The organism is Pseudomonas sp. SAS7 (assembly GCF_052112345.1).
Lineage (GTDB): Bacteria > Pseudomonadota > Gammaproteobacteria > Pseudomonadales > Pseudomonadaceae > Aquipseudomonas > Aquipseudomonas putida_Q.
The window spans coordinates 43,352-68,805 of record NZ_JBEGGO010000004.1; the positions used below are offsets into that span (position 1 = coordinate 43,352).

At 62.6% G+C, this 25,454-nt stretch carries 25 protein-coding genes; 17 read left to right on the plus strand and 8 right to left on the minus strand.

All coding sequences use genetic code 11. The features are described 5' to 3' along the window. Window position 1 precedes the first annotated feature (1 nt). Genes ABI582_RS08260 through ABI582_RS08275 form a run of 4 tightly spaced genes read right to left on the minus strand, consistent with a single transcriptional unit; the run spans window position 2 to window position 3,604 of the window. A complete protein-coding gene (locus tag ABI582_RS08260; protein WP_063422190.1) occupies window positions 2-904 on the minus strand; it encodes a pyridoxal-phosphate dependent enzyme in 903 nt (300 codons plus the stop codon). Then, the gene (locus tag ABI582_RS08265; protein ID WP_353456279.1) at window positions 901-2,109 is read right to left on the minus strand and encodes an MFS transporter; all 1,209 of its coding nucleotides are present in this window, start codon (window positions 2,107-2,109) and stop codon (window positions 901-903) included. Before ABI582_RS08265 ends, ABI582_RS08260 begins: the two co-directional genes overlap by 4 nt. Further along, window positions 2,106-2,894 (minus strand): alanyl-tRNA editing protein, encoded by a 789-nt coding sequence (locus ABI582_RS08270; RefSeq protein WP_442118937.1) that lies wholly within the window; start codon window positions 2,892-2,894, stop codon window positions 2,106-2,108. The genes ABI582_RS08265 and ABI582_RS08270 overlap by 4 nt, the downstream gene beginning before the upstream one ends. Continuing rightward, entirely contained in the window at window positions 2,891-3,604 is a 714-nt protein-coding gene (locus tag ABI582_RS08275) for a serine O-acetyltransferase (RefSeq protein ID WP_442118938.1), read from the minus strand. The genes ABI582_RS08270 and ABI582_RS08275 overlap by 4 nt, the downstream gene beginning before the upstream one ends. 172 nt (window positions 3,605-3,776) lie before the next feature. Between ABI582_RS08275 and ABI582_RS08280 the strand changes: the two genes are divergently transcribed. The 8 genes from ABI582_RS08280 to pdeM all read left to right on the plus strand — a co-directional run bounded on the left by ABI582_RS08280 (window position 3,777) and on the right by pdeM (window position 15,308). Next, window positions 3,777-5,117: an aminotransferase-like domain-containing protein gene (locus ABI582_RS08280; protein ID WP_338745000.1), complete on the plus strand. Its 1,341-nt coding sequence runs from the start codon at window positions 3,777-3,779 to the stop codon at window positions 5,115-5,117. Window positions 5,118-5,220: 103 nt separating this feature from the next. Further along, on the plus strand, window positions 5,221-7,662 hold the full coding sequence (locus tag ABI582_RS08285; RefSeq protein WP_338745001.1) for a penicillin acylase family protein: 2,442 nt from the start codon (window positions 5,221-5,223) through the stop codon (window positions 7,660-7,662). 107 nt (window positions 7,663-7,769) lie between these two features. Then, complete coding sequence (locus ABI582_RS08290; protein ID WP_338745002.1) at window positions 7,770-8,108, plus strand: hypothetical protein; 339 nt, start codon at window positions 7,770-7,772, stop codon at window positions 8,106-8,108. Between the two features lie 118 nt (window positions 8,109-8,226). Next, window positions 8,227-9,243, plus strand: a complete 1,017-nt coding sequence (locus ABI582_RS08295) for a ligase-associated DNA damage response exonuclease (RefSeq protein WP_442118939.1) — start codon at window positions 8,227-8,229, stop codon at window positions 9,241-9,243. Beyond that, window positions 9,240-10,898, plus strand: a complete 1,659-nt coding sequence (locus tag ABI582_RS08300) for an ATP-dependent DNA ligase (protein WP_442118940.1) — start codon at window positions 9,240-9,242, stop codon at window positions 10,896-10,898. The genes ABI582_RS08295 and ABI582_RS08300 overlap by 4 nt, the downstream gene beginning before the upstream one ends. A gap of 118 nt (window positions 10,899-11,016) precedes the next feature. Then, the gene (locus tag ABI582_RS08305; RefSeq protein WP_338745005.1) at window positions 11,017-12,132 is read left to right on the plus strand and encodes a succinylglutamate desuccinylase/aspartoacylase family protein; all 1,116 of its coding nucleotides are present in this window, start codon (window positions 11,017-11,019) and stop codon (window positions 12,130-12,132) included. A gap of 66 nt (window positions 12,133-12,198) precedes the next feature. Beyond that, window positions 12,199-14,661, plus strand: coding sequence for a ligase-associated DNA damage response DEXH box helicase (locus ABI582_RS08310; RefSeq protein ID WP_338745006.1), 2,463 nt, complete (start codon window positions 12,199-12,201; stop codon window positions 14,659-14,661). After that, window positions 14,658-15,308: a ligase-associated DNA damage response endonuclease PdeM gene (pdeM, locus tag ABI582_RS08315; protein WP_338745007.1), complete on the plus strand. Its 651-nt coding sequence runs from the start codon at window positions 14,658-14,660 to the stop codon at window positions 15,306-15,308. Before ABI582_RS08310 ends, pdeM begins: the two co-directional genes overlap by 4 nt. A 6-nt stretch (window positions 15,309-15,314) precedes the next feature. On the opposite strand, the gene ABI582_RS08320 is transcribed toward pdeM, so the two are convergent. Further along, a complete protein-coding gene (locus tag ABI582_RS08320) occupies window positions 15,315-15,542 on the minus strand; it encodes a hypothetical protein (protein WP_338745008.1) in 228 nt (75 codons plus the stop codon). Between the two features lie 94 nt (window positions 15,543-15,636). Further along, window positions 15,637-16,203, minus strand: coding sequence for a dCTP deaminase (gene dcd / locus ABI582_RS08325; protein ID WP_003258001.1), 567 nt, complete (start codon window positions 16,201-16,203; stop codon window positions 15,637-15,639). Window positions 16,204-16,531: 328 nt separating this feature from the next. On the opposite strand from dcd, the gene ABI582_RS08330 reads away from it, so the two are divergent. Continuing rightward, window positions 16,532-16,741: a cold-shock protein gene (locus ABI582_RS08330; RefSeq protein ID WP_012273869.1), complete on the plus strand. Its 210-nt coding sequence runs from the start codon at window positions 16,532-16,534 to the stop codon at window positions 16,739-16,741. Window positions 16,742-16,926: 185 nt separating this feature from the next. Here ABI582_RS08330 and apbC read toward each other — a convergent pair whose 3' ends face one another. Then, window positions 16,927-18,021: an iron-sulfur cluster carrier protein ApbC gene (apbC, locus tag ABI582_RS08335; protein ID WP_442118941.1), complete on the minus strand. Its 1,095-nt coding sequence runs from the start codon at window positions 18,019-18,021 to the stop codon at window positions 16,927-16,929. A gap of 157 nt (window positions 18,022-18,178) precedes the next feature. Between apbC and metG the strand changes: the two genes are divergently transcribed. The 7 genes from metG to ABI582_RS08370 all read left to right on the plus strand — a co-directional run bounded on the left by metG (window position 18,179) and on the right by ABI582_RS08370 (window position 23,866). After that, entirely contained in the window at window positions 18,179-20,218 is a 2,040-nt protein-coding gene (gene metG / locus ABI582_RS08340; RefSeq protein WP_197899069.1) for a methionine--tRNA ligase, read from the plus strand. Between the two features lie 88 nt (window positions 20,219-20,306). After that, a complete protein-coding gene (locus ABI582_RS08345) occupies window positions 20,307-20,855 on the plus strand; it encodes an Rnf-Nqr domain containing protein (RefSeq protein WP_442118942.1) in 549 nt (182 codons plus the stop codon). Then, window positions 20,852-21,826, plus strand: a complete 975-nt coding sequence (locus ABI582_RS08350; RefSeq protein WP_338745010.1) for an RnfABCDGE type electron transport complex subunit D — start codon at window positions 20,852-20,854, stop codon at window positions 21,824-21,826. Before ABI582_RS08345 ends, ABI582_RS08350 begins: the two co-directional genes overlap by 4 nt. Next, entirely contained in the window at window positions 21,823-22,425 is a 603-nt protein-coding gene (locus ABI582_RS08355) for an RnfABCDGE type electron transport complex subunit G (RefSeq protein WP_338745011.1), read from the plus strand. Before ABI582_RS08350 ends, ABI582_RS08355 begins: the two co-directional genes overlap by 4 nt. Further along, on the plus strand, window positions 22,418-22,942 hold the full coding sequence (locus ABI582_RS08360) for an NADH:quinone oxidoreductase (RefSeq protein WP_338745012.1): 525 nt from the start codon (window positions 22,418-22,420) through the stop codon (window positions 22,940-22,942). Before ABI582_RS08355 ends, ABI582_RS08360 begins: the two co-directional genes overlap by 8 nt. Before the next feature lie 4 nt (window positions 22,943-22,946). After that, window positions 22,947-23,585 (plus strand): endonuclease III, encoded by a 639-nt coding sequence (gene nth, locus ABI582_RS08365; protein ID WP_016498219.1) that lies wholly within the window; start codon window positions 22,947-22,949, stop codon window positions 23,583-23,585. A 104-nt stretch (window positions 23,586-23,689) separates the two neighbouring features. Continuing rightward, a complete protein-coding gene (locus ABI582_RS08370; protein WP_016498218.1) occupies window positions 23,690-23,866 on the plus strand; it encodes a PA3496 family putative envelope integrity protein in 177 nt (58 codons plus the stop codon). A gap of 55 nt (window positions 23,867-23,921) precedes the next feature. Here the strand turns inward: ABI582_RS08370 and ABI582_RS08375 are convergent, their stop codons facing one another. Beyond that, a complete protein-coding gene (locus ABI582_RS08375) occupies window positions 23,922-24,545 on the minus strand; it encodes a response regulator transcription factor (RefSeq protein WP_086977904.1) in 624 nt (207 codons plus the stop codon). A 371-nt stretch (window positions 24,546-24,916) separates the two neighbouring features. Here ABI582_RS08375 and ABI582_RS08380 point away from each other — a divergent pair, with 371 nt between their 5' ends. Continuing rightward, window positions 24,917-25,399: a hypothetical protein gene (locus ABI582_RS08380; RefSeq protein ID WP_338745013.1), complete on the plus strand. Its 483-nt coding sequence runs from the start codon at window positions 24,917-24,919 to the stop codon at window positions 25,397-25,399. The last annotated feature ends 55 nt before the right edge of the window (window positions 25,400-25,454 follow it).

Consider the following 25,454-nt stretch of genomic DNA (forward strand, 5'->3'; position numbering starts at 1 on the left):
GCTACGCGGCCTTTCGCCGGGTCGCCCCCAGCAAGTCCTGGTACCAGAGCCCCGCGTCATAGGCGATGGTGACCAGGGTGGTCGCGGCATACCGCGGGTGCTGTGCCATGCGCTGGGCAACAGCGAGGCAGGCTGCGGCGGTATTCCCCACGAAAATGCCACTTTGCATATAGAACCAGCGCTGTGCAGCCAGCATTTCGGCGTGCTGCACCTGGGCCCGTTCGTCCACCAGCGACCAGTCCATGAAGGGTGGGCAAACGCCCACTGCCATGCCTTCAAAGCGATGGTCCGTGAACACGCCCGCCCTTGAATCACAACCGCTGGGGTCGACCAACACGGTCGAAACGTCAAAACCATGGTCCTTCAGCCCCAGGGTAATGCCTGTGAAGCTTGCGCCAGTGCCAGCGCAGCCGACAAACAGGATTTCCCGCCCGGCCCCGACATTGGTCAATTGCACGGCAAGCTCACTGGCCGTCTGGTAACGATGGGCTTCAATGCCCACCGGGTTGTTGAATTGATCGGTGTAGAAATAGGACTTGCCCAGTGCGGCCTGGTTCTCCAGGTGATGCATGACGACATCCTTGGGCGTGGCGCCGGCCACCAGCATCTCTTTGCCGATCAGCCTGGCACCAAAACACTCCAGCAAATCCCGTTTGGTCTGGCTGAAGCCAAGCCCTACTGCCAGCTCCACGGCAACCTGGTACTTGTGGCAGGCCGCCAGCAAGCCGAAACCGAAACTGCCGCCGGTTTTTTCAATGACCGTGGTCACACCCGGGATGATGTCGCCGTTACGCAGGGCATGCTCGACAATGTGCCGGGCTGCCCGGTATTTGTGGCTGCCGCCTGGGTTGTTCATTTCCAGTTTGGTGTAGATGCGTTCGCTGACGCTGATGAGCTCGCTCATTTGCGGCTACCTTCCATTGAAGTGTGCAGACAGGCCTTGTTCTGCAGCAGGCCTACAGTGGCGAAGAGCAAACCGATGCAAAGGGCCATGCAGATGGCATTGGTGCCATCCCAGCCAACCGTACTCAGCAACAGCGAAGGGCTGAACGCACCGACGGTGGCCAAAATGGCAATGGCGAGGTCGTTCTTGCCCTGCATCTGCATCGCTGCCGGGCTGTTTTGCAGCGACTGGGCCAGCAATGCGCCGCCGCCGACATACGTCAGGTTCCAGCCCAGCCCGAGGGCAATCAGCGCCAGGGTCATCATGGCGTAGCTGTGCGACCAGATATTGAGCGCCGAGCAACCGATCAACAGTGCCAGCCCGGCACAGATGGTGGTCTTGATGCCCAGCTTCTGGATGATTGCGCCGGTGAAGAATGACGGTGCAAACATGGCAACCACATGCCACTGGATGGCCAGGCGGACATCAGAGAAGTCCTCATGCATGTGTTTCATGTGCATCGATGCCTGAATCATGAGCAGGTTCATGATCCCGTAGCTCAGCGCCGCAACCGCCATGGCAACTTTCACCGACGGGCTGAACGGTTCGCGGGCAGTGGCCGATTTTTCCGCGTGCTGACTGGCTTTGGCGATGCCGGCATCGTCTGGCAGGCAAACGGCAATCAACAGCGACATCAGCGCAAGGCCAACGAACGAGGCATAGCACAGCGAAAATAGCGGGTACCCACCCACGTCCCTGAGCCACTCGGTCAGAGTCGGCCCCACCACGGCTGCAATCACGCCCCCCGCCACCACCAGTGAAAGGGCTTTGGGCTTGAGGCTCTGGGCCAGGTTGTCAGTGGCCGCGAAGCGGTTGAAGTTGGCGAAGGCGATATAAACGCCCAACGCTGAATGGCTCAGTACCAGCAGCTGGAAGTGCTGGTATTCCACGGCCAGATAACCGCTGACACCAGAAGCTGCCAAGGGGATCGACCCCAGCATGAAGGCTTTCTTGCGACCGATACGGCTCATCAACCTGGAAACCGGGTACGTTGCCAGCATCAGGCAGAGAAACTGGAACCCGTAGGGCACGGTGGACCACGCAGCAGCCGGCGCCAATGCGGCCCCGACGATGGCAGCCATGGTCACGGACATGACAGCGGTCGTCAGGTTGATCGACTGTGCGGTGAAGTACAGGTAGGTACGCCGCGGGAGTGTGCTGTTCATAGCGCAGGCTCGTGATAGGTGGACACATCGATTTCGGCATCGGGGAACACGCAGATCAGCCGCTCTTTGCCTTTGCCCAGGCGTTTGCGGCGCACGGAAACGCGCCCGATCCGCCGAGGCGACTCAAGGTGTGTGCCGCCACACGGGATTTCGATGCCGTTGTAGGTCCACAGGCGCGCGTCTTCCAGGCCCTGCACGGCGTGGTGTTCGATGGGCGCATCGCAGGCGATCAGCTCATTGGCACGGCGCTCTATCTCAACCACGTCTTCGGCAGTGAATGCGTCTTCGACCAGAAAGTCGAAACGCGCCGAGTCTTCCTTGATATGGCAGCCGATAGTCCATTGCTTCAACTCGTCACGCAGCCCGATGGCAGCGGCATACAGGAAGTGGCTGGCACTGTGAGACAGCGTCAGCCGTTCGCGCCGCTCAATATCGATAGTGACGCGGGCCGGCATGCCTGCGGTGACTTCATCCAGCAGGTGCAGGTCATCAGGGTGCAGGCTGTGAATAATGATGCCGCCCAGTTTTCCACCTTTGAAACCTTCGAGGCGAATGGGGCTGCCGTAAAGTTTTTTAACCCAGACAAAGCGCACGGTACCGATCGGTAGTTCAATGGTGCCGAAGTCTGCCTCCTGGCCGCCACCTTCCGGATAGGCCACGGTACTTTGCAACTCGATACCGTCACTGTGCACCCGCGTTACTTGGGTATTCGCGCCCGCCAGATACTGATCTTTGTAATACAGCTTCTCGGTGTTACGCAAAACTTCATAGTTCAGAGCGTTCATGATTCCAGTACCACCTGCAATGATGTCTTTACCTGTACCCGGGCCGCGGCAGGGACGTCTTTTGTAACAATGCAGCCCGGCCCGATAAATGCGCCGTCACCGACATGGATAGCGCCGAGCACGCTGGCGAAAGCGCCGATCTGTACCCGGTTGCCGAGTGTCGGGTGCCGAGGGCTCGAAGGGTTGTCGCTGATACCACGGGCGCCCAGGGTGACGCCGCCGAGCACGTAGCAATCGTCACCAATGGTCGAGGTCTCGCCAATGACGGTGCCCATACCGTGATCGATGATGAAGCGGGCACCGATGCGGCTGCGGAAATGGATTTCGGCACCCGAGAGCATCTTCCCGCGCCTGGAGACCATGGCGGCCAGGCATTGGCCGCCAGCGCCGTATGCAGACGCAGTATTGCTGTAGATCCAATGGGCAAGCCGATAATGCAGAACCGCAGAATAAGAGGTATAGGTTCTTGCAATGAATATCAGGTCGCGGCCAGCAGCCGGGTCTTTCTGGGCAAATGCCTGCAAGTCGGCATGGGCCTGCTCTGAAACAATTTCAATAACCTTTGTTTGTTTCAGTGCTTCAAATTCGTCGATTGAACAGCACTCCAACAATGCCGAGGTCACAAGATTTCTTACAACTTTGAATGACGCCGGTTCGTCAGGCACAGGGAGCCTGGCAATGACGGCTGATTGCATGTCCATAGTATGCATGGGCTTTATATCCAGTTGTCTGGTCTGCACAGACGCTAAAAGTGCCGCCTTTGCTGGCAGCCGAAAGTTCCGACAAGGGGATAGTGGCATGTACTGGCCATTTGCAAACGAACAGTCGACAAGCATTTCCGTTAACTGTTAGGCTTTTTTTTCTAACGGTTTCGGACCTGCCATGAACCCCAGCAGCCTTCATCACCTGTTGAAACAACGCCTGGATGCGGGCGAATGGTTGCCAGGGCAACGCATGCCCTCCATTCGCAAGCTGACGGCGGCGGTCGACTTCAGTTACCACGACGTCGTCTCGGCCTATGCCCAGCTGGTCAGCGAAGGCGTATTGACGGCCTCCCCCGGCCGCGGCTACTTCGTCGCAAACCGCACCCGGCAAACCAGCGTGATACACGAACCCGAGTGCATGGCGGGCGATCCGCTGTTCCGGCTGCTGCAGGGTGGCCAGCACTACACCAAGCTGGGCAGCGGCTGGCTGCCCCCTGCGTGGCGCGACACCGAACTGTTGGCCAAGGCGATTCGCCGCACGGCGCGGCTGGAGCAAAGTTCCCTGGCCGAATATGGCGATATCCAGGGCTACCTGCCCATGCGCAAACAGCTGTGCGTGCACATGAAGCGGCTGACCCGTGTGGAAGCTCGCCCCAACCAGTTGCTGACCACCCTGGGTGCCACGCAAGGCCTGGACCTGGTTGCCCGCTTACTGATCAAGCCAGGCGACCACGTCTTCGTCGATGAACCGGGCAATGGCAACCTGATCAAGCTGATCCAGCTGGCTGGCGGGCACGTCGTCGGCATTCGACGGACCCAGGACGGGCCGGACGTGGAAGAAATGAGAAGCCACCTGGCCAGGCACAAGGTCAAGGCGTTCTTCTGCAACAGCACCTTCCACAACCCGACCGGTAGCAACATCAGCCCGCACAACGCCTTCAGCGTGCTGCGCCTGGCAGTGGAACACGAGTTCTACGTGGTCGAGGATGATGTGTACGGCGACTTCAGCCCTGCCGTGCGCCAGACATTCGCCGAGCTGGACAACCTTGACCGGGTCATCTACATCGGCAGTTTTTCCAAATGCCTGTCCGCCTCGTTGCGCGTGGGCTTCATCGCCTGCTCGCAAGACCTGATAGAACCGCTCACCCGCCTGAAACTGCTGACCTGCGTGGCCGTGCCTGCGTTTTGCGAGCGCTTCGTCAACACCATATTGTCGGACGGCACCTATGCCCGGCATATGAAGGATGTGCAGCAGCGCCTGATCAGGCAGCAGGTTCAGACCCAACGCTTGTTGCTCGAGCGCGGCTGGCAGTTCGAGATCGCGCCGCAAGGGGGCATGTTCCTCTGGGTCTACCACCCGGACCTGCCCGACCTGCTACCCCTGGTGCGCAAACTGGAGCAGCACAAGATTCTGCTGATGCCCGGTTCTGCATTCGCGGTCACCCGTGACTACCGACGCTATGCGCGTATCAATTGCACGCATTTTTCCGACACGTTGGCAGACCACTTCAACGTTTGAGCCCGCGCAGGCAAATAAACCGACACAGGACCTTGCACGGCGCCTGCGCGCTTACTACCTTAGCGCCTTTCGAAACCCGCCTCGCCTTGCAGGAGCCCTTGTCATGGCCGCCCCCGCCTTTCCTCCCTTCCGCCTGCGGTTTGCAACCGCCGCCACGCTGCTCGGCATGCTCGGGCTGGCCGGCTGCCAGACGGGCGGCCACCAGGACAGCGTGCCACCGACCAGCGGCGTGCAGCCGCTCAAAGGCCTGGCGCAGAACGTCTCGATCCGCCGCAACGCCATGGGCGCGCCATTGATCGAAAGCAGCAGCTTCCATGATGCGCTGTTCAGCCTGGGCTACGTGCACGCGGGCGACCGTATCGAACAGATGGTCGCCATGCGCCTGCTCGCCCAGGGCCGCCTGGCCGAACTGGCCGGCAGCGACGCGCTGGACATCGACCGCCTGATGCGCGCTGCCAACCTCAAGCAGAACGCCGCCCAGCAATACGCTGACGCATCGCCACGGCTCAAGCGCTTCTTCGAAGTGTATGCACGCGGGGTCAACGCCTACCTGTTCCGCTACCGCGACAAGCTGCCGGCCGAGCTTGCCAACAGCGGCTATCGCCCCGAGTACTGGAAGCCTGAAGACTCGGCGCTGATCTTCTGCCTGTACGCGTTCAGCCAGTCGGTGAACCTGCAGGAAGAACTGAGCGCCCTGACCCTGGCGCAGAAAGCCGGCAGCGACAAGCTGGCCTGGTTGCTGCCCGGTGCCCCGGATGAGCCGTTGGCCGAAACGGAAGTGGACAAGCTCAAGGGCCTGAACCTGGCCAGCCAGTTGCCGGGCCTGCCAGCACTGGCGGCCGCCAGCCAGAAACTGGCCGACCTTGACCTGCTCGGCAGCCCGGGCTCGGCCAACCTGGCGCTGGGCCCGCAGCGCAGCCGCAGTGGCAAGAGCCTGCTGGCCAGCGACAGCCGCGCCGCCTGGGCCCTGAGCCCGGTACAAATCCACACGGGCAAGTACCAGGTTGCCGGCCTGTCGTTGCCCGGCCTGCCGATCGTGCTGGCTGGCTACAACGGCAAGCTGGCCTGGAGCAGCAGCGCCGTGATGGCCGACAATCAGGACCTGTACCTGGAGCAACTGCGTCGCCAGGGCAGCCAGCTGACCTACCTCGCCGATGGCAAATGGCTGCCGGCCCGCGCCCGTAGCGAAACTTTCTTCGTCCGTGGCCAGCGCCCGCTGCGTGAGGTGATGTACGACACCCGCCACGGCACCTTGCTGTCCCAACCTGATAACGCCAGCCTGGGCCTGGCGCTGAACTTGCCGCAGTTCAAGGCCGACCGCAGCCTGGATGCACTGTTTGACCTGACACGTGCCAAGAATGTGGAGCGCGCCTTCGACAGCACCCGTGAAGTGACCGCCGCCGCCCTCAACTTCGTCTTCGCCGAGCCCGACCATATCGGCTGGCAGGTCAGCGGCCGTTACCCTAACCGCCGCGAAGGCCAGGGGCTGCTGCCCTCGCCGGGCTGGGACGGGCGCTATGACTGGGACGGCTATGCCGACCCGATGCTGCACCCCTACGACCAGGACCCACCCGCCGGCTGGATCGGCCACGCCAACCAGCGCAGCCTGCCACGTGGCTATGGCATGCAGCTGTCCAGCACCTGGTACTACCCGGAACGCGCTGAACGCCTGGCCCAGCTGGCAGGCAATGGCCGCCACGACAGCCGCAGCCTGATTGCCCTGCAGAACGACCAGGTGACCCTGCTGGCCGCCAAGCTCAAGCAGATGTTCGATGCCCCTGGCATGGCCCAGCCACTGAAACAGGCGATCGATGCCCTGCCCGCCGCACAGCGCGACAAGGCCAACGACGCGCTGGCCCGGCTCAAGGCTTTCGACGGCCGTCTGAGCCCGGTGTCGGCTGATGCAGCGCTGTACGAGCTGTTCCTCCAGGAAGTTGCACGGCAAACGTTCCTCGACGACCTTGGCCCGGAGTCCGGCCCGGCGTGGCAGGCGTTCGTCAGCAATGCCCGGTTGTCGTTCTCGGCGCAGGCCGATCACCTGCTGGGCCGCGACGACAGCCCGTTCTGGGATGACCGCAGCACCCCGCAGAAAGAAGATAAACCCACCATCCTCGCCCGCAGCCTGGCTGGCGCGGTAGATGCCGGCACCGCGCAACTGGGTGCCGACCGCCGCGCCTGGCAGTGGGGCAAGCTGCACCAGTACCGCTGGCCGGCACCGGCTTATCATGGCCTGGGCGATGCCACCAGCCGTTCGCCGCTGGCCGCTGGCGGCGATTTCACGACCCTGGCCCTCACGCCGTACGCCTGGGGCAGCGACTTCGACACCCGTCTGCCGGCCTCGGCGCGGATGATCGTCGACTTCGGCCAGGCCGAGCCTTTGCAGGTGCTGACCAGCAGCGGGCAGTCCGGCAACCCGGCCAGCGTGCATTACAGTGACGGGCTGGATGCCTGGTTCAAGGGGCGCTTCATGAGCCTGCCGCTACAGCCGCAGAACTTCGGGCGGGCGTTTGGCAACCAGCGGCTGACACTGGTACCAGCCCGCTAGGGGTCAAGCTTCCAACTCCTTATCCCCGATCCAGGTCTTTAACCTCCTCTATACCGCGTGCGCTGTATCAGCACACGCGGCTTCACTTCATTTAGAGGATGTTCGTAATGACCGCTGAAACCCTGAAGATCGAAGTATCCTGGCCAGCAACGCAAGAAATTCCAGATGGCAGCACCATTGAATTGCAGCTGTGGGCCGGCAATGAGCATGCAAGCTACGGCATGATCGACGTTGAAATTTCCGAAGCGGCGGTCAACTCGCCGGTCACCTTTGAAGTGCCCGTCGATATGCAGGAACTGCAAAGTGAAGATGGCACCACCCGCTGGGACTACTTCCATACATCCCCCAGGCTGGTGCACGGCGGGTTCATCAAGAATATTGCCTACGCAGAAAAGATCAGCGTTGACGAGGCCATGGCATCCGGCTGGAAAATGTCTCTGCGCTGAACAGTGACTGACTAAATGCGGCCATCGCCCCCTTGGTGCGGTGGCTGCTGCGTGTCACTCGAACTTTACCTGCCCGATGAGGCTCAGAACTGGCAAGCCCTCAGATTCCGGGATTGCCATGGACCTCGTCATCGCCCGCCCAGAAGGCCTCTACTGCCCGCCCGGTGATTTCTACATAGACCCTTGGCGGCCCGTGGACCGCGCCGTGATCACCCATGGCCACGGTGACCATGCACGCACCGGCAATGGCCATTATCTGACCGCCAGCCCCGGCGCCGGCATCCTGCGTAGCCGTCTGGGCCAAGACATCAACTTGCAAACCCTGCCCTACGGCGAGCGCCTGGTACACCATGGCGTGACCCTGAGCCTGCACCCGGCCGGGCATGTGCTGGGCTCGGCGCAGGTGCGCCTGGAGCATCGAGGCCAAGTCTGGGTCGCCTCTGGTGACTACAAAGTTGAGCCCGATGGCACCTGTACCCCCTTCGAACCGGTGCCGTGCCACACCTTCATCACCGAATCGACCTTCGGCCTGCCGATCTACCGCTGGCCCAGCCAGGGCGAGATATTCGCCAGCATCAATGCGTGGTGGCGGGCCAACAGCGAACAGGGCAAGGCCAGCGTGCTGTTCTGCTATGCCTTCGGCAAGGCCCAGCGCATTCTGCATGGGCTGGACCCCAGCATCGGCCCGATCCTGGTGCATGGCGCCGTCGAGCCTCTCAACCGGGTGTACCGGGACGCCGGCATACACTTGCCAGAGACGCGCTATGCCGGCGATATCCCGCGCAACGACCCTTTGTTGCGCCAAGCGCTGGTCCTGGCACCACCCTCGGCCGGTGGCAGCAGCTGGATGCGCCGCTTCGGCGAGTACAGCGACGCCTTCGCCAGTGGCTGGATGCTGTTGCGCGGCACCCGCCGGCGGCGCGGCGTGGACCGGGGCTTCGTGCTCTCGGACCATGCCGACTGGCCTGGCCTGCTGTGGGCAATCGGCCAGACCGGCGCCGAACGGGTGATGGTCACCCACGGCTCGGTCAACGTGCTGGTGCGCTACCTCAACGAACAAGGCCTTGATGCCCGCGCCTTCGCCACCGAGTACGGCGACGAGGACGACGTTGCCACTACCGAACCTACCCCATGAAAGCCTTCGCCACGTTGTACCTGCGCCTGGACGCGACCACTTCCAGCAACGCCAAGCTTGAGGCCCTGCGCGACTATTTCGCCAGTGCCCCCGCCGAAGATGCGGCCTGGGCCGTGTACTTTCTGGCCGGAGGGCGCCCGCGCCAGTTGGTGCCCACGCGCGTGTTGCGCGAGCAGGCAACAGCACGGGCAGGGTTGCCGGACTGGCTCTTCGAAGAAAGCTATCAGGCAGTGGGTGACCTGGCCGAAACCATTTCGCTGTTGTTGCCCATACACGCCGATGGCAGCGATGAGGGCCTTGCCACTTGGGTGGAGCAGTATCTGCTGCCCCTGCGCGGGCTACCGCCGGAGCAGGTTCAGCAGCGCCTGCAGCCGCTGTGGGCGCAGCTGGACCGCCCCAGCCTGATGCTGTGCCTGAAGCTGATCACGGGCAGTTTTCGCGTGGGCGTGTCCAAGCTGCTGGTCACCCGCGCCCTGGCGCAACTGGCCGGCCTGGACGCCAAACGCGTAGCCCAGCGGATGGTCGGCTACACCGATATCAGCCATCGCCCCACGGCGGCCAGCTACCAGATGCTGATCGCCGCCGAGTCGGCCGATGAACACAGCCAGCGCGGCGGCCAGCCCTACCCGTTCTTCCTTGCGCACCCGCTGCAAGCGCCAACCGAACAGTTCGACACACTGCTCGGGCCGCCAAGTGCCTGGCAGATCGAGTGGAAATGGGACGGTATTCGCGCCCAGGTGGTCAAGCGCGAGGGCCAACTGTGGGTCTGGTCGCGTGGTGAGGAGCTGGTTACCGAACGCTTCCCCGAACTGCACAGCCTGGCGCAGACGTTACCCGACGGCGTAGTCCTGGATGGTGAAATCCTGGTATGGAAGCCAGGCGATACACCCGCTGAACTGGCGGTCCAGCCTTTTGCCCTGTTACAGCAGCGCATCGGGCGCAAGACGCTGGGCAAAAAATTGCTGAGCGATGCCCCGGTGGTACTGCAAGCTTACGACCTGCTGGAGTGGCAAGGCGAGGACTGGCGCAGCCGGCCCCAGCACGAACGCCGCCGGCAGCTGGAACGCTTGGTGCAAGACCACCCACTGGCTCCGGTGCTGCTTTCGCCGCTGCTCGAAGGCCCGGACTGGGCCGACCTCGCCCGCCAGCGCGAGCAATCACGCAGCCTGGGTGTCGAGGGCCTGATGCTCAAGCAGCGTGAAGCCCTGTACGGCGTGGGGCGCACCAAGGACATGGGCACCTGGTGGAAGTGGAAGATCGACCCCTTCAGCGTCGATGCCGTGTTGATCTACGCCCAGCGCGGCCACGGCCGACGGGCCAGCCTGTACAGCGACTATACCTTTGCCGTGTGGGACGCACCGGCCGGCACCCCGGGGCGCGCACTGGTGCCCTTTGCCAAGGCCTACTCCGGGCTCAGTGACGAAGAAATGCGCAAGGTCGACGCCATCATCCGCAAGACCACAGTGGAAACCTTCGGCCCGGTGCGCAGCGTGACGCCGACGCTGGTGTTCGAACTGGGCTTTGAAGGCATCGCATTATCCAAACGCCACAAAAGCGGCATTGCCGTGCGCTTTCCGCGCATGCTTCGCTGGCGGCTGGACAAGCCGGTGGAAGAGGCGGATGACCTGGCGACCCTGCAGGCATTGCTGGCCTGAAGCGATTCCGGCCCCCGGCCTCTTCGCGGTGACAGGGAGGCGCAACGCTAAAAATTATGCTTCTATCTTTGAGCCGACCCGTGTCGCAGACCGTATTCGCCACGCATCCAGGACCACCATGCACCATTCAACCCACGACCTGCTCTCACCCGTTCCGGGCATCACTCGCCAACTGCACAGCTTTCACTTCGGCCCCCGCGGTGGCGGCAAGGTCTATATCCAGGCCTCGCTGCACGCCGACGAGCTGCCGGGCATGCTGGTGGCCTGGCACCTCAAGCGCCGCTTGATGGCACTTGAACAGCAAGGCCGCCTGCAGCGGGAAATCATCCTGGTACCGGTGGCCAACCCGGTCGGCCTGGAGCAAGTGCTGCTGGATGCGCCACTGGGGCGTTTCGAACTGCAAAGCGGCGAGAACTTCAACCGCAACTTCGTCGACCTGTCGGACAGCATTGGCGACCAGATCGAAGAACACCTGGCCCAGGACCCTGCGCACAACATCGCGCTGATTCGCGAATACCTGCGCCGTGGGCTGGACGCACACCCGGCCCGCACGCCCCTGCAGGCCCAGCGCCTGATCCTGCAGCGCCTGGCCTGCGACGCCGACCTGGTGCTGGACCTGCACTGCGATTTCGAGGCGGTCGAGCACCTGTACACCACGCCAGACGCCTGGCCGCAAATCGAGCCGCTGGCCCGCTACCTGGGCGCCCAGGCCAGCCTGCTGGCCACCGACTCGGGCGGGCAGTCGTTCGACGAATGCTTCAGCCTGGTCTGGTGGCAGTTGCAGCAACGCTTCGGCAAGCGCTTCCCCATCCCGCTGGGCTGCTGCTCGGTGACTGTCGAGCTGCGCGGCCAGGCGGATGTCAGCCATGACCTGGCCAGCAAGGATTGCCAGGCGATAATCGACTTCCTGACCCACGCGGGAGTCATCGAAGGCACCAGCCCCGCCTTGCCGGCCTTGCTCAACCCCGCCACTGCGCTGGCCGCTGTCGAGCCGGTATCGACGCCACTGGGCGGTTTGCTGGTGTATCACGCCAAACCAGGGCAGCACCTGGAAGCCGGCCAGTTGATCGCAGAAATCATCGACCCGCTCAGCGACCGGGTGACCGCCGTACGCAACAGCCAGCCGGGCCTGTTGTACGCCCGCAGCGTGCGGCGCATGGCAACGGCGGGCATGGTCATCGCCCATGTGGCCGGCGAACAGGTATGCCGCAGCGGCTACCTGCTGGGCAACTGATTCGGTAAAACCATTGCCCCTGATGGTTGGTCTGTAGAAGCACAACCTTCGACGGACCACTGCCTCATGCCCACCGCTACCGACCTTGCCAATGCCTGGTTTGCCAAACGCGGCTGGAAGCCGTTCGCTTTCCAGCGACGCGTCTGGGCAGCCGTCGAACGGGGTGAGTCTGGTTTGCTGCATGCCAGCACCGGCGCAGGCAAGACCTACGCGGTATGGCTGGCCGCGATACGTGCATTCAAGGCCCTGCCACAGGGCCGCCAACCTGTGGCATTGCAGGTGGTGTGGGTCACGCCCATGCGTGCCCTGGCCGCGGACACTGCACGTGCCTTGCAAGCGCCGCTTGATGAGCTCGGGCTGCCCTGGAGCGTGGGGGTGCGCAGCGGCGACACCGGCAGCGCCGAACGTGCCCGCCAAGCTCGGCGCCTACCCAGCGTGCTGGTTACCACCCCCGAAAGCCTGACGTTGCTGCTGACCCGGGCACAGGCCCGCGAGGATTTCGCCACGCTGCGCCTGGTGGTGGTGGACGAATGGCACGAACTGCTAGGCAACAAGCGCGGGGTACAACTGCAACTGGCCCTGGCCCACCTGCGCCAGTGGCACCCCGAGCTGCCCACCTGGGGCCTCTCTGCCACGCTCGGCAACCTGCAACACGCGCTGGACGTATTGCTGCCGCAGGGCGGCCTGCTGGTACAGGGCCGCCAGGACAAGATGCTGCAGGTCGATACCCTGCTGCCGGCGGCGATCGAACGCTTCCCCTGGGCCGGGCACATGGGCCTGAAGATGCTCGAACAGGTCAGCCATGAAATAGACACCAGCGCCAGTTGCCTGGTGTTTACCAATACCCGTGCCCAGGCCGAACTGTGGTACCAGGCCCTGCTTGAAGCCCGCCCTGACTGGGCCGGGCTGATTGCCCTGCACCATGCCTCGCTCGCCCGGGATACCCGTGACTGGGTCGAGCGCAGCCTCAAGCAAGGCAGCCTGAAGGCCGTGATCTGTACGTCCAGCCTGGACCTGGGCGTGGACTTCCTGCCCGTGGAGAGGGTGCTGCAAATCGGTTCGGCCAAGGGTATCGCCCGCCTGATGCAGCGGGCCGGTCGCTCCGGCCATGCACCGGGGCGGCGCTCGCGCATAACCCTGGTGCCTACTCACAGCCTGGAACTGGTGGAAGCAGCCGCGGCGCGCCAGGCACTGGCAGCCGGGCATATCGAAGCGCGCGTCTCGCCACGGCTTTGTATGGACGTTCTGGTGCAGCACCTGGTCAGCATGGCCCTGGGCAGTGGCTTTCGCGCCGAGGCGTTGCTGGCCGAAGTGCGCAGCACCTGGGCATTCGCCGAGTTGCGCGACAGCCAGTGGCAGTGGGCACTGGACTTCGTCTGCCACGGCGGCGGTTCACTCAGCGCCTATCCGGACTACCAGCGCGTCGAACGCCAGGCCGATGGGTTATACCGCGTGTCCAGCGAACGCTTGGCGCGGCGCCATCGCATGGGCATCGGCACCATCGTCAGTGATGCCCACCTGCAGTTGAAATACTGGAGCAAGGGCGGCGGGGGCAAGACGCTTGGCAGTGTCGAAGAAGCGTTTATCGCCCGCCTGCGCCCCGGTGATACGCTGGTTTTCGGCGGGCGAGTGCTCGAGCTGGTGCGCGTGGAAAACATGACGGCCTATGTGCGCCGTAGCACAGCGCGCAAGGCAGCGGTGGCACGCTGGAACGGCGGGCGCATGCCACTGTCCAGCGAACTGGCCGACGCGTTGGTGGAACAGCTCGATGCCGCAGCCCACGAGCGCTTCGACGGCCCGGAGATGCGTGCGGTGCGCCCGCTGCTGGCGCTACAGGCGCAATGGTCGGCGTTGCCCACCACAGCCACGCTGCTGGCCGAAACGTTCAAATCCCGCCAGGGCTGGCACCTGTTCATGTACCCGTTTGCCGGGCGCATGGCCAACCTGGGCCTGGCCAACCTGATTGCGTGGCGGGTCAGCCGCGTGCAACCACTGTCGGTGTCGATTGCCGTCAACGATTACGGGTTCGAACTGCTCAGCCCTGGCAACGTGGACTGGGCAGCTTACTTGCCACAGGCGCTTGCTACCGAGCACCTGCTGGAGGACGTACTGGCCAGCCTGAATGCGGGAGAAATGGCGTTGCGGCGCTTTCGTGAGATCGCCCAGATAGCCGGACTGGTGTTTGGCGGGTACCCGGCGGCGCAGAAAAGCACCCGGCAAATCCAGGCATCCAGTGGGCTGTTCTACGAGGTATTCCGCAAGCATGACGCTGACAATCTGCTACTTGGCCAAGCGCGAGACGAGGTGCTGAGAGAGGAGCTGGAAATCGAACGGCTGCATCAGCAATTGCTGAAGATGGGCAGCCTGCGGTTGGACCTGCGTATGTTGAAGCGGCCGGGGCCGTTGGCATTTGCGTTGCTGGTGGAAGGCATGCGCGAGACGCTGAGCACCGAAAAGCTGGCGGACAGGATTGCGCGGATGGTAGCTGAGCTGGAGAGCGCCGCGTCGATGGGCTCGGCTGAACAATGAATCATCAACTCATCATGCACTGTGGCCAGGCGCTCTGGCTGCTGCCCGACAAGGCCATCTACTGGCCCGCCCGCCGCGCCCTGCTAGTGGCAGACGTGCACATCGGCAAGGCGGCCAGCTACCGCGCCCTCCACCAACCGGTGCCTCGCGGCACCACGCAGGCTACACTCGCCCGGCTTGATACCTTGCTGGCGGCTCATGACTGTGAGCTACTGATCATTCTGGGCGATTTTCTTCACGCCCGCACGGCACGTGCCCCGGCAACGCTGGCCAAAGTGCAACAATGGCGAGAACGGCATGAAAACCTGCACATCGTCCTGATTCGCGGCAATCATGATCGCAACGCTGGCGATCCACCCGCTGCCCTGGGCATTGAAGTGCAGGACGAACCCTGGATGCTGGAGCCATTTGCGCTACAGCACGAACCCCGGGCCCACCCCACACACCCGGTGCTGGCGGGCCATGTGCACCCGGTTTTCGTTCTGCGCGGCAAGGCCCGTCAGCGCCTGCGGCTGCCATGCTTCGTGATCGACGAGGCCGTCAGCCTGCTGCCAGCATTCGGAGAATTCACAGGCGGCTGGACAATCGCGCCTGACGGCGCAAGCCGGGTATATCTGGCTGGCGCAGGGCGGGTCTGGCCGCTGTAGCAGCGCTCAGGCTACGGGCGCTGGAGGCGGCTCGTCCGGCAAGGTCGGCTCACCCGGCTCCATGGGTTGCGTTTCGCCCGGTTCCGCTGGCTGTGGCGTATCGGGGCCAGGTTGGTGGGGCACGCCCCCCGCCTGCATCGGCAGCGGGTGCGCCAGCAATGACCAGGGCAACAACCCGACGTGATTGGGCTGCAGGCCTGCCAACTTGGCACTGATTGCGGGATGGAGTTTCATTGGCTGCTCCTGACGTAAGCCGATGCACATCATGCGCACCGGCATTACTGCGTTGGAGTGCCAAAGGCACGGGGAATTCCCCGCGTTTGTCGGCTCAGGTACGCGGCAGGGTAACGCCGCGCTGACCCTGGTATTTGCCGCCACGGTCCTTGTAGGACACTTCGCACTCTTCGTCCGATTGCAGGAACAGCATCTGTGCCACGCCTTCGTTGGCGTAGATCTTCGCTGGCAGCGTGGTGGTGTTGGAAAACTCCAGCGTCACATGGCCTTCCCACTCAGGCTCGAGCGGGGTGACGTTAACGATGATGCCGCAACGGGCGTAGGTGCTCTTGCCCAGGCAGATGGTCAGCACGTCACGCGGAATGCGGAAGTACTCGACGGTGCGGGCCAGGGCGAAGGAGTTCGGCGGGATGATGCACACGTCGCTCTTGATATCGACGAAGCTGCCGGCATCGAAGTTCTTGGGGTCGACGGTGGCCGAGTTGATGTTGGTGAAAACCTTGAATTCGTCGGCGCAGCGCACGTCGTAGCCGTAGCTGGAGACACCGAAGGAAATGACCCGGCTGTCCTGTTCGCCGCGCACCTGGCGCTCGACGAACGGTTCGATCATGCCGTGTTCCTGCGCCATGCGGCGAATCCACTTGTCCGATTTGATGCTCATGGCGGGGGTGTCCTGAAGAGTTGCGTGGTAAAAATCGTGATCCGCATCTTACCGGTCCCGGCGCCCAGGTTAAAGTTCTATGCCGCATCCCGCGCCAAGCGGAGGCTGCAGCCACCGTCGATCCGAATTTGCCTAAAGCACCTTCAGACCATTGGCAGGTTGCGGAAAGTGGGGTAAGGTGACGCCACTGTGCTGCACGTGACACCGAGAATCTCTAGTTTGATGCACGATCCTGATCGGCCCATCGCTGAATTTTCTGCTCTCTTTGCGCTCAGTCCCGGGCAGGGTTTTTCCTGACCGTTCTTAAATTGTCCAAGGAGACAGAAAAATGTCCAACCGTCAAAACGGTACCGTTAAGTGGTTCAACGATGAAAAAGGCTACGGCTTCATCACCCCTCAGTCGGGCGACGACCTGTTCGTGCACTTCAAAGCCATCCAAGCTGACGGCTTCAAAACCCTGAAAGAAGGCCAAGCTGTTACTTTCGTCGCTACCCGCGGCCAGAAAGGCATGCAGGCTGAAGAAGTTCAGATCGCCTAAGTCGATCTCGCTTCCTAGCTTTCAAAAAAACCCGCCTTCTGGCGGGTTTTTTTATGCCTGACTGAAAGACCGAGTCGCCTTCTTCGCGGGTAAACCCGCTCCCACAGGACCGCGCGGCATTTGAAGGCTGCGCCGTACCTGTGGGAGCGGGTTCACCCGCGAAGAAGGCGACTCGGTCTGACAGATCAATCTTCGCTGATGGTAATGCTCGGCATCGCCGGTGCGGCTGCTTCCTGCAGCACGATCCGTGCACCCACCTGGCGGGCCAGTTCCTGATAGACCATGGCAATCTGGCTTTCCGGCTCGGCAATCGCCGTGGGCTTACCGCTGTCGGCCTGCTCACGAATCAGCATCGACAGTGGCAACGAGGCCAGCAGGTCCACGCCATACTGGCTCGCCAGCTTCTCACCACCGCCTTCGCCGAACAGGTGCTCGGCATGGCCACAGTTCGAACAGATATGCACGGCCATGTTCTCGACCACGCCGAGCACCGGGATGTTGACCTTGCGGAACATCTCCACGCCCTTCTTGGCATCCAGCAACGCCAGGTCCTGCGGGGTGGTGACGATCACAGAGCCGGCCACTGGCACTTTCTGCGCCAGGGTCAGCTGGATATCGCCGGTGCCCGGCGGCATGTCGATCACCAGGTAATCCAGATCGTCCCAGGCGGTTTGGGTCACCAGTTGCAGCAGCGCACCGGAAACCATCGGGCCACGCCAGACCATCGGCGTGTTGTCGTCGGTGAGGAACGCCATGGACATGACTTCCACACCATGAGCCTTGATCGGCACAAACCACTTCTGGTCACGGATCTGTGGGCGGGTGCCTTCAGCAATACCGAACATCACGCCCTGGCTTGGGCCGTAGATGTCGGCATCGAGAATACCCACGCGCGCGCCTTCGCGGGCCAGGGCCAAGGCCAGGTTGGCCGCGGTGGTCGACTTGCCCACCCCACCCTTGCCAGAGGCCACGGCGATGATGTTCTTGACGTTGGCCATGGCCGGTACCTGGGCCTGGGCCTTGTGCGCGGCCACCTGGCAATCGATCGACACCTGGGCGCTGCTGACACCCTCAAGGTTGCCGATGGCGGTCTGCAGCACTTGGGCCCAGCCGTTCTTGAACAGCCCTGCGGCATACCCCAACTGCAACTGCACGCTGACCTGCCCGCCCTGGATATCGATGGCGCGCACGCAACCGGCGCTGACCGGGTCCTGGTTCAGGTAGGGGTCGGTGTACTGGCGAAGCACGCCTTCGACGGTGGCACGGGTGACGGCACTCATGGAGACTCCCATTGGCAAACTTGATGTAGAACAGGCGCCTATCCTAACCCGTCAAACGTCAGCAGATGCGCATGCGGGGTGAAATATCTTCGCCAGCCCTTTATAGTGGCCGATCATCCTCATTTTTACCCGTAGCCAGATAAGTAGCCGAGCCACCATGTCCGAGCCACGTCAGATTCTCGTCACCAGCGCCCTGCCCTATGCCAATGGATCCATCCATCTTGGCCATATGCTCGAGTACATCCAGACAGACATGTGGGTCCGCTTCCAGAAAATGCGCGGCAACCAGTGCATCTACGTCTGCGCCGACGACGCGCACGGCTCGGCCATCATGCTGCGTGCCGAAAAGGAAGGCATCACCCCGGAACAGCTGATCGCCAACGTCCAGGCCGAGCACAGCGGCGACTTCGCCGACTTCCTGGTGGAGTTCGACAACTTCCACTCCACCCACAGCGAAGAAAACCGCGAACTGTCGAGCATGATCTACACGCGCCTGCGTGAAGCCGGGCACATCGCCACCCGTTCGGTGACCCAGTATTTCGACCCGGAAAAGGGCATGTTCCTGGCCGACCGCTTCATCAAGGGTACCTGCCCCAAGTGCGCGGCCGAAGACCAGTACGGCGACAACTGCGAAAAATGCGGCGCCACCTACGCGCCTACCGAGCTGAAGAACCCCAAGTCGGCGATTTCCGGTGCCACCCCGGTACTGCGTGATTCGCAGCACTTCTTCTTCAAACTGCCAGACTTCCAGGCCATGCTGCAGCAGTGGACCCGCAGCGGCACCCTGCAGGACGCGGTAGCCAACAAGCTGGCCGAGTGGCTGGATTCCGGGCTGCAGGAGTGGGATATCTCCCGTGACGCTCCGTATTTCGGCTTCGAGATCCCGGGCGAACCGGGCAAGTACTTCTACGTGTGGCTGGACGCGCCAATCGGCTACATGGCCAGCTTCAAGAACCTGTGCGCACGCCGCCCAGAGCTGGACTTCGACGCCTTCTGGAAGGAAGACTCCAAGGCCGAGCTGTACCACTTCATCGGCAAGGACATCGTCAACTTCCACGCCCTGTTCTGGCCCGCCATGCTCGAAGGCGCCGGCTTCCGCAAGCCGACCGCGGTCAACGTGCACGGCTACCTGACCGTCAACGGCGCCAAGATGTCGAAGTCGCGCGGCACGTTTATCAAGGCCCGCACCTACCTTGACCACCTGCAGCCGGAATACCTGCGTTACTACTATGCGGCCAAGCTGGGCCGTGGCGTCGACGACCTGGACCTGAACCTGGAAGACTTCGTGCAGAAGGTGAACTCCGACCTGGTGGGCAAGGTAGTCAACATCGCCAGCCGCTGCGCCGGGTTCATCCACAAAGGCAATGAAGGCGTGATGGTGGCCGGCGATGCCGCACCGGAGCTGACCGAGGCCTTCCTGGCCGCTGCCCCGTCGATTGCCGAAGCCTACGAAGGCCGCGACTTCGGCCGCGCCATGCGCGAGATCATGGCGCTGGCCGACCGCGCCAACGCCTGGATCGCCGACAAGGCACCGTGGTCGCTGGCCAAGCAGGAAGGCAAGCAGGATGAAGTGCAGGCCATCTGCGCCCAGGGCATCAACCTGTTCCGTCAGCTGGTGATCTTCCTCAAGCCCGTGCTGCCCGTGCTGGCCGCCGACGCCGAAGCCTTCCTCAACGTTGCCCCGCTGGCCTGGAACGACCACCAGTCGCGCCTGGAAAACCACCAGCTGAACCCGTTCAAGGCACTGATGAGCCGCATCGAACCGGCCAAGGTCGAAGCCATGGTCGCAGCCAGCAAGGAAGACCTGCTGGCCGCCGAAGCCAAGGCCCCGGCCGGCAACGGCGAGCTGACCAAGGACCCGCTTTCGGCAGAAATCGAGTTCGACACCTTTGCTGCCGTTGACCTGCGCGTGGCACTGATCGTCAAGGCCGAAGCCGTCGCGGGCGCCGACAAGCTGCTGCAACTGACCCTGGATATCGGTGACGAGCGCCGCAACGTGTTCTCCGGCATCAAGTCGGCGTACCCCGATCCGTCCAAGCTGGAAGGCCGCCTGACCATGATGGTTGCCAACCTCAAGCCACGGAAGATGCGCTTTGGCGTGTCCGAGGGCATGGTCATGGCCGCCGGCCCTGGCGGTGAAGAAATCTACCTGCTGAGCCCGGACAGCGGCGCCAAGCCAGGCCAGCGCATCAAGTAACGCCCCTGCCCCGGCCTTCGTGCCGGGGCAGTTCCCTCTGCGCCTTGATTGCCGGACAATCACCATGATTCCCGGCTATCGTCATCTCATGAGCGACTACATCCTGGTCCTGATCAGCGCCGCGTTGGTCAATCACCTGTGCCTGCTAGAACCGTCAGCCCCCAGGCTGCACTTGCATGTGCACGGCCTGGCCTGCGCGCTGTGCATTGCGCTGGGCGTTATCGGTGCCCAGTTGCTGATGCGAGGGGTGCTTGCCCCGTTGCACATCCACGACCTTGCCCTGTTCGTGCTATTGCCCTGGCTGGCATTGCTTGCCTGGGGTGTGCCGTGGCTGCTGGCCAAATGGCGCCCGACCTGGCCCGTGACGGGGTTGCCAGCCTTGCTCTTGAGCAATGCCGTAGCGCTTGGGCTGGCGCTACAGCAGGCCAGCGACGACAGCACGTGGCCCGCCACTCTGCTGCAAGGCTTGCTGGCCAGTGGTGGCTTCTGGCTGGCGCTGGTCTTGTTCACTGACCTGCGCCAGCGCAGTGCCCATGCCGATATCCCCGGCGTGCTGAGCGGCCTGCCTATCGAACTGATCGGTGCCGGGGTAATGGCCATGGCATTTTCCGGTTTCAATGGGTTGTTTGCACAATGAACACCAGCCCCGACCCGCGACTGCGCACCAGCATGGGTCTGGTCTTGCTGGCCTGCATACCTGGCCTGCTGACACTACTGTGGCTGCACGGCTGGAGCTTGCTGGTGAACCTGTTGCTCTGCGCCAGTGCCGCCATACTGTGCGAAACACTGCTGCTGGCAATGCGCGGGCAACCGCCGAAGCCGGCGCTGAGCGATGGCAGCGCACTGGTGACAGCCGTCTTGCTGGCGTGCGCCCTGCCCACCCTGGCCCCGTGGTGGTTGCCGGTGGTGGCCACAAGCGTTGCCATCGGCATCGGCAAGCAGGCCTTTGGCGGTGTCGGGCGCAACCTGTTCAACCCGGCCATGGTCGGTTATGCCTTCGTATTGCTGAGCTTCCCATTGCAGATGAACCACTGGCCCGGGCCTGCACCTGGCCTGCTGGAAACCCTGCAGCAGATGTTTGCGGGCGACGAACACATCGATGCCTGGGCCCGCCCTACGCTGCTCGACGGCCTGCGCCACAATCGCAGCCTGACCATTGACGAGCTGTTCGCTCGTCATCCGGGCTTCGGCAGTATTGGCGGCAGGGGCAGCGAATGGGCCAACCTGGCGTTCCTGCTCGGCGGCCTGTTCCTGCTGCAGCGCAAGGTGATCAGCTGGCATGCGCCTGCGGGCTTGCTGGCAGGCCTGTTCGTGTTCAGCCTGTTGGCCTGGAACGGTTCGGGGTCGGATTCCAACGGCTCACCCTTGCTGCACCTGTTCTCTGGGTCGACCATGCTGGCGGCGTTCTTCATTGCCACCGAGCCCGTCTCCGGCCCCAAGAATGAGTGGGCCAGGCTGTGCTTCGGCCTGGGAGCCGGGCTGCTGATCTACCTGATTCGCACGTGGGGCAGCTACCCGGATGGCACGGCATTCGCCATCTTGCTGATGAACCTCATGGCACCGAGCCTTGAGCGCCTGGCCCTGCAGCGCCAGCAGGCCAGCCGATGAACCGCCTGGCGCGTGACGCAGCCCTGCTACTGCTGACCGGGGCACTGGCTGTGTCTGCCACGCTGACATGGCGACATTGGACCAGTACTGCCATCGCCAGCGCCGAACAGCAACTGCAAATCCGCCAGCGGCTGGCAGTGCTGCCTGAAGGCAGTTACGACAACCAGCCACTGGACACGCCCCTTCCAAGGCCCGCCGCACAGCGGCCAAACAGCCGTATCCTGGCAGCTTATCGGGCCACGGGGGCAGGCGAGCCAACCGCAATCATCCTGATCTCGCAGGCCCAAGGCTATGCCGGGCCGATCGTGCTGAGCATTGCCATCGCCACAGACGGCCGACTGATCGGAAGCCAAGTGGTCGAGCAACAGGAAAGCCCTGGGTTGGGCGCCCGCCTGGCAGACCCGCAGGTGGACTGGTTGGGGCAGTTTGCCAACCGTCAGTTGGGCAACCGCTGGGCGTTGAAGCGGGACCAGGGTGACTTCGACCAACTGGCTGGCGCCACCGTGACCTCGCGGGCAGTGATCACAGCATTACAGGAAGCCCTGACCTATTTCGACGAGCAGCGCAGCATGCTGCTGGAGGGCACCGCGCATGAATAGTTTCTATTGGCTAGCCGCAAGCCTTGTGCCCGTACTTGGCGCCACCAGAACGCTGCGCGAGGGCGCCGCCATCGGCGTGTGCGCGATAGTGATCAGCAGCTTGCACCAGTTGCTGCTGGCCCCTTTGCGCCAGCGGCTGGCCACCGGGGCATACGTGCTGGCAAGCCTGCTGCTGTTGGCAGCCCTGGCAAGCTGCCTGCAACTGGCCCTACGGGCGTGGCTGCTGCCACTGGCCATTGCCCTGGGCCACTATCCCGCGCTGCTTTGCCTGCCATGCCTGGCCTACGACCACCTGTTGCCCAGCCAGGGCCGCTGGCGCCTGCTGGCCAGGCAGCTTGGCGCCGTGTTTGCTGTCTGCCTGCTGCTCGGCGCCAGCCGCCAAGGGTTGGCTGAGCTGACCGGCCTGCACCTGGCCAGCCTGGCCCCCGGCGCGCTGCTACTGCTCGGACTGCTGCTGGCCTTGTACAATCGCCTGCGTCCGGGCCCCGCCCACCCACGTCGTCAAGGAAAGCTCTGATTTCATGAATGCCGCCAAACGCCTGGAGATCTTTCGCAGGCTGCACGAAGACAACCCCGACCCCAAGACAGAACTGGCCTACACCACCCCGTTCGAACTGCTGGTCGCCGTGACGTTGTCTGCGCAATCCACTGACGTCGGCGTCAACAAGGCCACCGCCCGACTGTTCCCCGTCGCCAACACCCCCGAGGCCATACATGCCCTGGGCGTTGAAGGCCTGAGCGAATACATCAAGACCATCGGGCTTTACAACAGCAAGGCCAAAAACGTCATCGAAGCCTGCCGGATGCTGATAGAGCAGCACGGCAGCGAGGTGCCGCAAACCCGCGAAGCGTTGGAGGCACTGCCCGGCGTGGGCCGCAAGACCGCCAACGTGGTGCTTAACACTGCATTTCGCCAACCGACCATGGCGGTGGATACCCATATCTTCCGAGTCAGCAACCGCACGGGCATTGCGCCAGGCAAGACGGTGCTGGAGGTGGAGAAGAAACTGGTCAAGTTCGTGCCAAAGGATTACCTGCTCGACGCCCATCACTGGCTGATCCTGCATGGGCGCTATGTCTGCCAGGCCCGCAAGCCAAGGTGTGGCAGTTGCCGGATCGAAGACTTGTGCGAATACAAGCACAAGACCAGCGACGATTGAGCCGATAGCTCAAAACCACTCGCGGCGATTGAAAAAATCTTTTTTACCAGCGTCTGCTTTCTGGTTATAAGGACGGCCAATGGCCCCTTGGCTTGGAGCGACTCATGAGCACCGATAAAGACGACCTGTCGATCGAAGATGATTTTGTTGCCACAGAGGATGAAGCGGAACCCCAGGTGGAAAGCGCAAAGACCAACCTGAGCAAACGCCGCACCATCGACAACATGCTGGAAGAACGTCGGCTGCAAAAGCAACTGGCCGATTTCGACTACGACCTGTAGCGCTGCTCGGGAGCCTTGGCAAAGCCTCCTGACGGGAGGCTTTGCGGCCTGGCAGTCAGTTAAGACCTTGCCGCTGCGCCAGTTCGATCAGGTCAACCAGCGACCGCGCATTGAGCTTGAGCAATAGCCGGGACTTGTAGGTACTGACCGTCTTGTTGCTGAGGAACATGCTGTCGGCGATTTCCTTGTTCGAGCGCCCCCGCGCCAGCTGCTGCAACACGGTCATCTCGCGCGCCGAAAGACGGTTGACCATGTCCGTCTCGCTCCCCCCTCCCCTGCCACGCGACGCATGCAGGGCCTGGTTGGGGAAGTAACTGTAACCCGACAACACGGCCTTGATGGCGCTGAGCAACTCGGTGAGCTCCTGCTGCTTGCACACGTAACCCGATGCCCCCGCCTGCATGCAGCGCATCGAGAAGTTGCCGGGGGCCTGCGACGTCAGTACCAGGACTTTGCTGCCCGGGCTGAACGCTGCCATGCGCGCGATCACCTCCAGGCCATCCAGCCTGGGGATGCCAATATCCAGCACCACGATATCCGGCAGGTGTTGCCGTGTGAGTTGCAGTGCAGCCACCCCATTGTCGGTCTCCGCCACCACGTCATACCCATGCCGCTCCATCAGCATGCGCACGGCCAGGCGTATGACCGGATGATCATCCACGATAAGCACTTTATTCATGCGATATCCATTGATTCATTGTTTTTGCTTTGGCACGCCACGATAACCGACAGGGCGTGCGATGGCGCGGCGAATTCCCAGCGAAACTGATGAGCAGATGAAACCTACAGCACTTACAGAAATTTCCTACAAATAACTACTGCAGTTGTAACAACTAAATTCTTTATTACCAAACTTACGGTATCACCCGCCCGTAAGTTCGCACCAGTTGAAAAACTGACGCCCAGTTGAAGAAAGATCCAATTCAAACACGGTGAAAAATCAATGCGACCAGGCTTTCCGGCGATTAGTTCGCACCCGGAAACCAGTCCAGTCTTTAGCTGAGCTCAACGGTCAGGTATAGATGGGCAAAACCGCTGGAGACGGCCCAAATGACCCAAGCACAACCTGTCGCCCCGCTGACGATCATTGCCATCTTCGCGGGGATCATCGAAGCCTCCGCGCTCGCGACCCTGCCGTTTCTCAGCGAGTCCAGCCAAATGCTCTACACCTGGTTTCTGGTCGGCTTCCCGTTCTTTCTGACTGCGCTGTTCTTCCTGACGCTCAATTTCAACTACAAGTCGTTCTACGGCCCGTCACCCGGCAGAACGACGGATGACGACATGCCGATCCCGAACAACGTGGCCACTCCTGCCATGACCAACGATCCCCACGAAGCGGCCAAAGGCGAGCCAGTCACGTTCATGTTTTCCGGCCCCGACGCCAACCGCATGATGGAACAGCAACTCCTGTCTGCACTTGCCCACCCCCCCGTACCCGCGCGCACCTGGCGCTTTTGCAATCTGGACAAACGTCAATGTGCGCAGCTGTCGATCAGCGCACTCGAGGGCAACGTCGTGAACGACGAGCGCTAAACCCCCGGACTTTTCTGCAGTCATAAAAAAACCCCGGCCTGAGCCGGGGTTTCTG